Annotated in this window: 12 protein-coding genes; 11 read left to right on the top strand and 1 reads right to left on the bottom strand. The window is 69.2% G+C overall.

Features of this window, described 5'->3' with window-relative positions; translation table 11 throughout:
- Positions 1-44: 44 nt before the first annotated feature.
- The 11 genes from ABSL23_RS02530 to ABSL23_RS02480 all read left to right on the top strand — a co-directional run bounded on the left by ABSL23_RS02530 (position 45) and on the right by ABSL23_RS02480 (position 9,459).
- The gene (locus ABSL23_RS02530) at positions 45-500 is read left to right on the top strand and encodes a 30S ribosomal protein S19e (protein ID WP_059057666.1); all 456 of its coding nucleotides are present in this window, start codon (positions 45-47) and stop codon (positions 498-500) included.
- 94 nt (positions 501-594) lie between these two features.
- Positions 595-954 (top strand): DNA-binding protein, encoded by a 360-nt coding sequence (locus ABSL23_RS02525; protein WP_059057665.1) that lies wholly within the window; start codon positions 595-597, stop codon positions 952-954.
- A 3-nt stretch (positions 955-957) separates the two neighbouring features.
- Complete coding sequence (locus tag ABSL23_RS02520; RefSeq protein WP_059057664.1) at positions 958-1,551, top strand: asparagine synthase-related protein; 594 nt, start codon at positions 958-960, stop codon at positions 1,549-1,551.
- A 50-nt stretch (positions 1,552-1,601) separates the two neighbouring features.
- On the top strand, positions 1,602-2,477 hold the full coding sequence (locus ABSL23_RS02515; protein ID WP_059057663.1) for an EamA family transporter: 876 nt from the start codon (positions 1,602-1,604) through the stop codon (positions 2,475-2,477).
- A gap of 50 nt (positions 2,478-2,527) precedes the next feature.
- Positions 2,528-3,826, top strand: a complete 1,299-nt coding sequence (gene hisS, locus ABSL23_RS02510; protein WP_353634630.1) for a histidine--tRNA ligase — start codon at positions 2,528-2,530, stop codon at positions 3,824-3,826.
- Positions 3,827-4,082: 256 nt separating this feature from the next.
- Positions 4,083-4,988 carry a tRNA pseudouridine(38-40) synthase TruA gene (gene truA, locus ABSL23_RS02505; RefSeq protein ID WP_059057661.1) on the top strand — a complete coding sequence of 302 codons (906 nt, stop codon included), beginning with the start codon at positions 4,083-4,085 and terminating at the stop codon, positions 4,986-4,988.
- Between the two features lie 78 nt (positions 4,989-5,066).
- Entirely contained in the window at positions 5,067-6,857 is a 1,791-nt protein-coding gene (pepF, locus tag ABSL23_RS02500) for an oligoendopeptidase F (protein ID WP_059057660.1), read from the top strand.
- Between the two features lie 110 nt (positions 6,858-6,967).
- Positions 6,968-8,200, top strand: coding sequence for a proteasome-activating nucleotidase (locus ABSL23_RS02495; RefSeq protein ID WP_059057659.1), 1,233 nt, complete (start codon positions 6,968-6,970; stop codon positions 8,198-8,200).
- A 58-nt stretch (positions 8,201-8,258) separates the two neighbouring features.
- Positions 8,259-8,732, top strand: coding sequence for a pyruvoyl-dependent arginine decarboxylase (locus ABSL23_RS02490; protein ID WP_059057658.1), 474 nt, complete (start codon positions 8,259-8,261; stop codon positions 8,730-8,732).
- A gap of 68 nt (positions 8,733-8,800) precedes the next feature.
- Positions 8,801-9,172, top strand: coding sequence for a DUF5811 family protein (locus ABSL23_RS02485; protein ID WP_059057657.1), 372 nt, complete (start codon positions 8,801-8,803; stop codon positions 9,170-9,172).
- A 71-nt stretch (positions 9,173-9,243) separates the two neighbouring features.
- On the top strand, positions 9,244-9,459 hold the full coding sequence (locus ABSL23_RS02480) for a hypothetical protein (RefSeq protein ID WP_353634629.1): 216 nt from the start codon (positions 9,244-9,246) through the stop codon (positions 9,457-9,459).
- A gap of 1 nt (position 9,460) precedes the next feature.
- Here the strand turns inward: ABSL23_RS02480 and infB are convergent, their stop codons facing one another.
- Entirely contained in the window at positions 9,461-11,263 is a 1,803-nt protein-coding gene (gene infB, locus ABSL23_RS02475) for a translation initiation factor IF-2 (protein ID WP_059057655.1), read from the bottom strand.
- Positions 11,264-11,284: the final 21 nt, after the last annotated feature.

The raw sequence follows: 11,284 nt of genomic DNA, 5'->3' as shown, positions 1-11,284 counted from the left end.
TCCCTAACGATGGCTTTAAACGAATCCGACGTGAATTCCGCCCAATGGCAACCCTCTACGACGCTCCCGCTGACGAGCTCGTCGACGAGCTCGCGAGCGAGCTCGAAGACCGACTCGACGAACCCGACTGGGCGCAGTTCGCGAAGACCGGCGTCGGCCGCGAACTCCCCCCCGAACAGGAGGACTTCTGGGCGCGCCGCGCCGCCAGCCTCCTCCGGAAGGTCGCCGTCGACGGCCCCATCGGCGTCAAGCGCCTCGCGACGGCCTACGGCGACACTACCGACGGCTCCAACCGCTACGGCGTCTCCCCGCCGTCGAGCACGTCCAGCTCCCGGAACATCGTCCGCACCGCGCTCCAGCAGCTCGAAGACGAGGACCTCGTCGAGCAGCAACACGACCGCGGCCGCGTCGTCACCGCCGAGGGCCGCAGCCTCCTCGACGAGACGGCCGGCGACGTCATCGAGAACCTCGACCGCCCCGAGCTCGAACGCTACGCGTAACGCTCCCGTTTCTCCGCCGTTTCCGGCCGCGTAGCCGCGGCGCTACCACCCCGTTGCGTCAGAATTATCCGGATTCGCCGACTACTGTTCGCGTATGAGTGGGAGCCCGGACGACGACCGGCTCGAGGAACTGCGCCAGCAGAAGAAAGAACAGCTCAAGCAGCAGCAACAGCAGCAGGGCGGCGGCGACCGGGAGGCGGCCCAGCAGGCCCAACGCGAGCAGGCCGAACAGCAGAAGCAGGCGCTGCTCAAACAGCACCTCACCGACGGCGCGCGCAAGCGCCTGAACACGATCAAGATGAGCAAGCCGGAGTTCGCCGAGCAGGCCGAACAGCAGATTCTCGCGCTCGCGCAGTCCGGCCGCCTGCAGGACCAGATCGACGAGGAGCAGATGAAAGACCTGCTCCGCGAACTCAAGCCCGACTCCCAGAGCTTCAACATCAACCGCCGGTAGGCGATGCGGCTGGGCTTGCTCTACAGCGGCGGGAAGGACTCCACGCTGGCGGCGCTGCTCGTCGACCGCTTCTACGACGTGACGCTGGTCACCGCGCACTTCGGCGTCACCGACGAGCACGAGCACGCCGAGCGGGCGGCCGACGCCGCGGGCTTCGAGTTCCGCGCGCTGGAACTCGACCGCGAGGTCGCCGAGGAGGCCGTCGAGCGGATGCGCGAGGACGGCTACCCGCGCAACGGCATCCAGCACGTCCACGAGGAGGCGCTGGAAGCCGTCGCCGCCCTCGACTTCGACGCCGTCGCCGACGGCACGCGTCGCGACGACCGCGTGCCCACGGTCTCGCGGGCGCAAGCGCAGAGCCTCGAAGACCGCCACGACGTGGACTACCTCTCGCCGCTGGCGGGCTTCGGCCGGAGCGCGGTCGACCGCCTCGTGGACGCCGAACTCGACGTCGAAGTCGGTCCCAGCGAGGAGATTCCGCGCGCCGACTACGAGGCCGAACTGCGCGCGATGCTCCGCGCCGAACACGGCGAGGACGCCATCCGCGAGGTGTTCCCCGACCACGACCAGACGTACGTCCACGGCCTCCGCGAGTAGCGGCCCGCAATCGAACCACTCTTCTCCCGTCGCGGATTCCGTTCGCGTGAATGGAGTCCGGGCTACTCTACGCGCTCGCCGCCGCGGGCCTGTGGGGGACGTACCTCTTCGTCCTGAAGCGCTACTTCGTCGGCGTCCACGGCGCGGTCCTCACGGTGTTCGTGAACGCGGCGGCCATCGCGTGGTACCTCCCGTTCGCCGTCGCGACCGGTAGTGAGGGACTGCCGGCGTTCCCGCCGATGGACGCGTGGTCGATTGCGGTGTTCGCCGGCACCGTCGTCTTCGGCGCGCTCGCGTTCGTCGTCTCCGTGCAGGCGCTGGCCGTCGGCGACGTCTCCTACGTCGCGCCCATCGCGAAAATCGTCCCCGTGTTCGTCGTGCCCATCGAGGTGTTCGTGCTCGGCGCGTACCTCGAACCGACGGCGGTCGCCGGCATCGTCGTCGCCACCACCGCGGTCTACCTCGCGAACTACGAGGGCGGGGACGTCCTCGAACCGTTCCGGCGCGCCGTCCACTCGCGGGCCGCCCAGCTCGCGCTCGTCTCCGCGGCGCTGTTCGCCGTCAGCGACGTCGGCCGCCGGGTCGTCCTCGACGGGTTCACGTTCCCGACGCGGCTCTGGGTGCCGGTGTACCTCGCGGGCGTCGCCGCCGTCGTGCTCCCGCTCGCGCTCCGCCGCTGGCCCGCGACCGGCATCCGGCCGTTCCTCGGGAAGTTCGCGGTGACCGGCGCCGGCGTCGCAGTCGCAGAGCACGTGACCGCGCTCGCGTTCGCCAGCGCGCCCGCCAGCATCGCCTCGACGCTCGTCAACGGGCAGGCCATCGTCGCCGTCCTGCTCGGCTGCGTGCTCCTCGGTGAACCCGGCTTGCGCCGGCGGCTCGGCGCCGCCGTCCTCGCGGTGGTCGGCGTCGGCCTGATTGCCGCGTAGCGTCCCCGCGAACGGAAGCTTTCAAGCGCGCGTCGGGCGAACCACGGGGTATGTACGACCGACTCAAGGGATTCCGCGACTTCTACCCCGAGGAGATGGGGCCGCGCCGCGAGGCGATGGACGCCGTCGAGGACGCGGCGCGCCGCTACGGCTTCCGGGAAATCGGGACGCCGGCGCTGGAGGGCACGCAGATGTACGTCGACAAGTCCGGCGAGGGCATCGTCGACGAGCTCTACTCCTTTACCGACCAGGGCGGCCGCGACGTCGCGCTCACGCCCGAGCTGACGCCGACGGTCGCGCGCATGGTCGTCGCGAAACAGCAGGAGCTCTCGAAGCCCATCAAGTGGTACTCGACGCGCGCGTTCTGGCGCTACGAGGAGCCCCAGCAGGGCCGCTTCCGGGAGTTCTACCAGACGAACGTGGACATCTTCGGCTCCAGCGACCCGCGCGCTGACGCCGAAGTGCTCGCCGTGGCCGCCGACGGCCTCACGAGTCTCGGTCTCACGGGCGAGGACTTCGAGTTCCGCGTCTCCCACCGCGACATCCTCGGCGGCCTCCTGAACGCCTTCGACGCCGACGTGGACACCGAGGAGGCCATCCGCGTCGTGGACAAGCGCGCGAAAATCGAGCGCGCGGAGTACCTCGACGGCCTCGCGGCGGCCGGCCTCTCCTACGACCAGGCCGAGCGCTTCGACGACCTGCTCGCGGGCGACGACCTCGACGCGCTCGTCGAGTTCGCGGGCACCGAGCGCGTCGCGGACGCCGTCGAGAACCTCCGCGCCGTGCTGGACGCCGCCGAGAACCTCGGCGTGCGCGAGTACTGCGAGATTTCGCTGACGACGGCCCGCGGGCTGGACTACTACACGGGCGTCGTCTTCGAGTGCTTCGACGCCACCGGCGACATCGGGCGCTCCGTGTTCGGCGGCGGCCGCTACGACGACCTCATCGAGTCCTTCGGCGGCCAGCCCACGCCCGCGGTCGGCGTCGCGCCCGGGCACGCGCCCCTGAACCTCCTGCTGGAGCGCGCGGGCGTCCGCTCGGAGGGCGACCTCGCGACGGACTACTACGTCCTGCAGGTCGGCGACACGGAGGCAGAGGCAGCGCGCGTCGCCAGCGACCTCCGCGCTCGCGGCCACGTCGTCGAGAGCGACGTCGCCGACCGGAGCTTCGGCGCGCAGATGAACTACGCCGACAGCATCGGCGCCGAGACGGTCGTCATCGTCGGCGAACAGGACCTCGCGAACGGCGAAGTCACCGTCAAAGACATGGAGAGCGGCGACCAGACCACCGCGCCCTTCGAGGACTTCCCGGGCGACCGGGACGCACCGACGCTCGCCGACTTCCAGTAACCCACTTTTTGCTACACTCGGACGGCTCCGCCGTCCTCGTTCGCAAAAACTTGGGGAAAAAGCGCCGTTACCCACCTCCGGCAGAGCACAGCTCTGCCGTGCTCCCGCTCGCTTCGCTCCCGGGAACTCCGGTGGGTTCGGCGCCAGCGCGCAAGCGCGCTGTGAACCACGAGCGCCGACGGCGCTCGTGGATGCTCCACTGCACGATACGTCCAATTTCGATACTGACTCGGTCGGGTGGCTACGAGGTACTGCTATGCCCCGTCGCGCGTTCCGCGTCGCCTACGACGGCCGCCCCTACTACGGCTTCCAGCGCCAGCCCGACGTCACGACCGTCGAGGACGAACTGTTCGGCGCGCTCCGGCGGCTCGACGCCTTTGAGGGGGAGAAACCGCCGGGGTACGCGGCTGCCGGCCGGACCGACGCCGGCGTGTCGGCGCGCGCGCAGACCATCGCCTTCGACGCGCCCGCGTGGCTGACGCCGTCCGGGCTGAACAGCGAACTCTCCGGGCCGCTGCGCGCGTGGGCGACCGCCGACGCGCCCGCGGAGTTCCACGCGACCCACGACGCGAACTGGCGGGAGTACCGGTACTTCTGGCTCGCGCCCGAGCGTAGCGAGGGCGCGGAACGAGCGAGTAGCGAGGGACGGGGTCCCTCGGACCATTCGAGCGGGCGAAGCCCGCGAGAAGACGGGGAGGAACGACCCGCGAGCCACGCTGGAGACGCGGACGACCGAGCGGCCGAGGCGCTCGACCGGCTGCTCGGCGAGCACGACTTCCACAACCTCACGCCCGACGACGCCAACACCGTCCGCGAACTCTCCGGCGGCATCGAGCGCGACGGCGACTTCCTGGTGGTGACGCTGCGCGCGAGCGGGTTCTGCCGCGAACTCGTGCGTCGCGTCGTCGCGCTCGTGCAGGCGGTCGCGGGCGGCGACAACTTCGACCGCATCGACCGCCTGCTCGCCGCCGAGCCGATCGAGGGGCCGGAGGGCGTGACGCCCGCGCCGCCCGGCTCGCTCGTGCTCCACGACGTCGACTACGACCTCGACTTCGCCGTCGAGGCGAACGCGCTGGCCGCGACCCGGGCGATGTTCGCGGACCTCCGCGAACAGCGCCGTGCGCGAGCGCGGGCGGCCGGTCACGTCGCCGACTCCCTGTGAGTTATTTTCGCGCCGGAGCGCCGGCAATCGCCCCGTCGTTCATCAACGTTTAACCGGTCTGCACCGAACGAATGCGGCATGAGTAGCGTTCCCGAACGAAGCGAGCTCGACGAACGACACACGTGGGACCTGGAGAGCATCTACGCCAGCGACGACGACTGGGAAGCGGCCTACGAGGACGTCGCGTCCCGACTGGACGAACTCGAAGCCTACGAGGGGCGGCTCACCGAGTCCGGCGAGACCTTGCTGGAAGCGCTCCAGCTCCGCGACGACATCCACCGCGAGGCCGAGCAGGTGTCGGCGTACGCGCGGATGCGCTCCGACGAGGACACCCGCGACCAGCAGTATCAGGCGCTCCGGGCGCGGGCGTCCAGCCTGATGGCGGACGTCTCCAGCGCGACCTCCTTCTTCGGTCCGGAACTCCAGGACTGCACGCGCGAGGAACTCCAGGAGCTCGTCGAGGAGGAGCCCGAACTGGCGACCTACGAGCACTACTTCGACGACGTCCTCCGCATGAAGCCGCACACGCGCTCGGCGGAGGTCGAGGAGCTGCTGAGCGACCTCGGCGACGTGCTCGGCGCGCCCAGTGACGCGTACAGCATGCTGACGGACGCGGACCTGGAGTTCCCGACCGTCGAGGACCCCGACGGCGAGGCCGTCGAAATCTCGCAGGCGAACTTCACGAAGCTCCTCAAGGAGCCCGACCGGGAGTTCCGTCAGACCGTCCACGAGTCGTTCTTCGAGACCATCGGCGACGTCCGCAACACCATCGGCGCGACGATGAAGAATCAGGTGAAGAAGGACGTCAAGCTCGCGGAAGCCCGGAACTACGACACCGCCCGCGAGGCCGCGCTCGACGGCGCGAACATCCCCACGGAGGTGTACGACAACCTCGTGGAGACTGTCGACGACAACCTCGACAAGCTCCACCGCCACGTCGACCTCAAGCGCGAGGCGCTCGACGTCGACGAGGTCCAGATGTGGGACCTCTACATGCCCATCGTGGACTCAGAGAGCCCCGAAGTCACCTACGAGGAGGCCAAAGAGCACGTCGTGGAGGCGGTCGCGCCGCTCGGCGAGGACTACCAGAACCGCGTCGCCGAAGGGCTGGAGTCCCGCTGGGTTGACGTCTACGAGAACCGCGGGAAGCGCTCGGGCGCGTACTCCGGGGGGACCTACGACACCCAGCCGTTCATCCTGATGAACTACCAGGACGACATCTCCTCGATGTTCACGCTCGCGCACGAACTCGGGCACAGCCTCCACAGCCAGTACACCAGCGAGCAGCAGCCGTACGTCTACTCGGACTACGAAATCTTCGTGGCGGAGGTCGCCTCCACGGTCAACGAGGCGCTGCTCGTCAACCACCTCCTCGATACGGTCGAGGACGACCACTTCCGCAAGCACATCCTCAACGAGTACCTCGAACGGTTCCGCTCGACGCTGTACCGGCAGACGCTGTTCGCGGACGTCGAACACCGCCTGCACTCGCTGGCCGAAGAGGGCGAGGCGCTGACGCCCGACCGCGTGGACGAGGTGTACGGCGAGCGCAAGGAGGCCTACTACGCGAACGCCGTCGTCGACGACCACATCCGCCGCGAGTGGATGCGCATCCCGCACTTCTACTACAACTTCTACGTCTTCCAGTACTCGACGGGCATCTCGGCGGCCGTCGCACTCGTGCAGGACATCCTCGACGAGGGCCAGCCCGCCGCCGACCGCTACCTCGACTTCCTCAAGCGCGGGTCCAGCGAGTACCCGCTGGAACTGCTGCGGGCCGCGGGCGTGGACATGTCCACGAGCGAGCCCATCGAACGCGCGCTCGACGTCTACGACGAGCGCCTCGAACAAGCCGAGGAACTCGTCTGAGGGCGCCACGGACGGTCAGTTCTCCCCGTTCCCGTCAGACGCCCGAACGCCGGTAGGCGTTCCGCCTACCCAAAGGAACTTCTACGCGCGGCCCCTACCACCACCAACGAATGTCGCGCAGTCCTTCACTACCTGACCGGCCGACGCTCGACGTCGACCCCGAGTCGTCGCCGGAAGAACACTTCGACGCGCTCCAGGACCACTACGGAGAGATTCTCGACGTCCACGAGCAGCTGCAGTCCCAGCTCGAGGAGGTCGAGTCGCGTCGCGAAGAGCTCCGCGAGGAGGTCGACCGCCTCCAGCGGGAGAACGAGACGCTGAAGACCGCGTCGCTGTACCTCGCCACCGTCGAGGACCTGCCCGAGGACGGCAGCGCCGTCATCAAGCAGCACGGCAACAACCAGGAAGTCCTCACCGAGCTGTCCCCGCGGCTCGCCGACGAGCTGGAAGTCGGGGACCGCGTCGCCATCAACGACTCGTTCAGCGTGCAGCGCGTCCTCGACGACGAGACGGACGCCCGCGCGCAGGCGATGGAGGTCGACGAGTCGCCGACCGTCGAGTACGACGACATCGGCGGCCTCGACGAGCAGCTCCGGGAGGTCCGGGAGGCCGTCGAGGACCCCCTCGTCAACCCCGAGAAGTTCGAGAAGGTCGGCGTGGAGCCGCCGAGCGGCGTGCTCCTGCACGGGCCGCCGGGCACCGGGAAGACGATGCTGGCGAAGGCCGTCGCGAACCAGACGGACGCGACGTTCATCAAGATGGCCGGCTCGGAGCTCGTCCGGAAGTTCATCGGCGAGGGGTCGCGGCTGGTCCGGGACCTCTTCGAGCTCGCCGACCAGAAGGAGCCCGCCATCATCTTCATCGACGAGATCGACGCCGTCGCCGCCAAGCGCACGGACTCGAAGACCAGCGGGGACGCCGAGGTCCAGCGGACGATGATGCAGCTGCTCTCGGAGATGGACGGCTTCGACGAGCGCGGGGACGTCCGCATCATCGCCGCCACGAACCGCTTCGACATGCTGGATTCGGCGATTCTCCGCCCGGGCCGCTTCGACCGCCTCATCGAGGTGCCGAACCCGACCGAGGAGGCCCGCGAGCGCATCCTCGAAATCCACGCGGGCGACATGAACGTCGCCGACGACGTGGCGTTCGCGGACCTCGCCCGCGAGACCGAGGGCTTCTCCGGCGCGCAGCTCGCGAGCCTCGCCACGGAGGCGGGGATGTTCGCGATTCGGGACGACCGCGACGAGGTCCGCCGCGAGGACTTCGACGCCGCCTACGAGAAGCTCGTCGCCGAGGGCGAGGACGACGTCGGCCCGAACTACCCCAGCTACATCCGGTAATCCGCTCTCGCCGTTCCGGATTGGAACGCTCTTGTGTCGCGCGCCCCGACGCGTTCGTATGACCATCAGAGTCGTCTGGGGGACGGGCACGGCGCCCACGGAGATGGCGGCGTACGACGCCGCGCTCGCGGACGCCGGCGTCCACAACTACAACCTCGTCACGGTGTCGTCGGTGATTCCCGCGGACGCCGACGTCGAAGCGGTGGGGACCGCGTCGGACCTCGGCCCCGCCGGGAACCGCTTGACGGTCGTGGAGGCGCACGCCAACGCCGCCGGGCCGCGCCACGTCAGCGCCGCGCTCGCGTGGGCGGAGAGCGACGAGGGGCCGGGCCTGTTCTACGAGGTCGCCGACGAGACGGACGCTGCGGACGTCGAGTCCCGGGTGCGCGCCGGCATCGACGCGGGCATGGACCTCCGCGACTGGTCGTTCGACGACGCGACAGTCCGCACGACTAGCACCGAAGCCGACGCCGGCGAGTACGCGGCGGCGGTCGTGGTCGCCGCGTACGGTGACAGCGAACCGATTCTTTGAGCGGTCGGAGTGTGTGAATACCACCCAGACTAAAAGGACTTTACGTGGGGGTGCCCTACTAACAGCGAATGCACGGGAACACGCCGTACAGTGGTGCCGAGCCGTCGGAACCCGACCCCGAGCTCACGGGAACGCAGCGGCGCGCGCTCCAGGACAGCATCTCCCAGATTACCGCCCGCACGCGGGACTTCCTCCCCGACGAGTACGTCGTCGGCTCCGAGATTAGCTCCGGCTCGAACGGCGTCCAGGTCACCGTCGCCGTCCGCCCGCCCGCCGGCAACCCCGTCAGCGCCGGGTTCACCCCGGAGTTCGACGGCGTCGCCGACGACGAGCTCATCCCGGACGACGACCGCGAGGAGGTCGCGCGCGGCCTCGCCGCCAGCGCCGCCCTCCAAGTCAAGCACGCGCTCGGCGACGACGTCCCGCAGACCGCTCGCTGAATCACCGGCTCCGTCGCGGCGGCTGCGACTCGCCCCGGGTCTTTTCTCCTCTCGGGTCGTCGGAACGCGTGATGGCCGAGCGTCCGCCCTCCGACTCTCCGTTCCGAATGCGGCTCGCGCTCGCACTCACGTTCGGCGTCACGCTGACCGCCGTGTTCGGCGTGCTCGCCGCGCTCACGCTCTCCGGTCCGTCGTCGGTCGTCACCGGCGCGACCGCGCTCGGTATCGGTATCTGCGCCGTCGCCGCGGCTGTCGTGTTGCTCGCGCGCGACGACGCCAAGAACTGAGCTACTTGCCCCAGAAGGGGTCGCGCTTCCGCTGGATTTCGAGGTACGCCTTCAGCGCTTCGCGCTCGTCGGCCGGAATCTCCTCGGAGAGTTCCTGTTCGAGCACCTTCGCGTGCTTCTCGGGGAGGTCCACCCAGAGCTCGTCGCCCTCCTCGATGTCGCGGCCGACCGTCGGGCCGTCGATGGAGACGCTGACGCGGTTGCCCGCGCGCGCCTCGTCCACGTCCTCGCCCTGCTCTTGGATGCCCTTCACGACGCCGACGCGCTCCAGCTCGTTGCCCTCGATGAGCCCGACCGGCGTGTTGCGCTTCAGCGTCCCCGAGACCACTTCGACGCCGACGACCGCGGGGTCGTTCTGCCGGAACACGTGGTCCTGGAGGATGCGGAAGCGCGCGGGCCGCACGATGTTCTCGAAGATGGCTTCCTGCTGGGCGCGCTCGCGCTCCTCGACGAACTCCTCGTAGTCGTCGACGAGCTGGTAGATGACGTCGCTGTCGAAGATGCGGACGTCCTCGTCCTCGGCCTTCTGCTCGGCGTCACCGAGCACGTCCACGTTGAACCCGAGGATGGTGCGGTGCTTGTCGTCGTCCGCCGTGGTCGCCATCGCCACGTCCCGGGGCGCGATGTCCCCGACTTCCGCGGCCATCACGGGAATCTCGGCTTCCTCCATGGCGTTCGCGAGCGCTTCGAGGCTGCCGAGCGTGTCGGCTTTCACGACGACGCCCTCCTCGGCGGTCTCGACGGCGACCTCCGCGAGCTCCGCCTCGACCTCCTCGACGACGGCCTCGACGTCGCGGTCGCCGACCACGCGGACCGGCGCGCCCGCCATCGCCTCGTCGAGGTCCGGCGCGGCAATCTTGAGGCCGGCCGCCGCCTGCATCGACTCCACGTCGTCGAAGCGCTTCTCCGTGCGAATCTCGGCGAGCTCCCGGGGCTTCAACAGCGCCCGGACCTCGGTGACGATGGTCTCGTTGGTGCCGCCGACGACAATCTGGTCGCCCTGCCGGATGGTGCCGTCGTAGAGAATCACGTCCAGCGTCGTCCCGAACCCGCGCTCGTCCTTGACTTCGAGGACGGTTCCCGCGCCCGGGCCGTCGATGTTCACCTCCATCTCGGACTTCATGTACCGCTGGGCGAGCCCCATCAGCACGGTGAGGAGGTCGGGGACGCCCTCGCCGGTCTCCGCCGAGACCGGGATGACGCCGATGTTCGACTGGAAGTCCTGCACGCGCCAGTAGAGGTCCGAGGAGAACCCCGCACCGGAGAGCTCGCCGATGAGCTCGTACAGCGCCTCGTCGAGCTGGCTGCGCACGCGGTCGGACTGGTTGTCGTAGGTCTGCTGGACCGGGGCGTCCTCGGTGGGGTTCCAGCCCGGGATGGTGTCGATCTTGTTCGCGGCGACGACGAACGGCGTCCCCGTGTCCTTGAGGATGCGGATGGCTTCCTCCGTCTGGGGCTGGAAGCCGTCGTTGACGTCCACGACGAGGATGGCGATGTCCGCGAGCGCACCCCCGCGCGAGCGCAGCGTCGAGAACGAGTGGTGGCCGGGCGTGTCGATGAACAACAGGCCCGGGAGGTCGAACTCCGTGGGGTCGACGAGGCTCCCCGCCACTTCGCTGACGACGTCCAGCGGCACGGCTGTCGCGCCGATGTGCTGGGTGATGGCGCCGGCTTCGCCCTCGATGACGGCGGAGCCGCGAATCTTGTCCAGCAAACTGGTCTTCCCGTGGTCGACGTGGCCGAGGACCGCGACGATGGGCGTCCGCAGCTCCCCGGGGTCTTCGGTGGTGTCTGCGTCGGACATAGTAGAATCCTCCGAGAGAAC

Origin of the sequence: Halobacterium sp. NMX12-1, from assembly GCF_040435975.1 — an archaeon.
Taxonomy (GTDB): Archaea; Halobacteriota; Halobacteria; order Halobacteriales; family Halobacteriaceae; genus Halobacterium; species Halobacterium hubeiense.
This window is presented reverse-complemented; position numbering and strand designations above follow the sequence as displayed.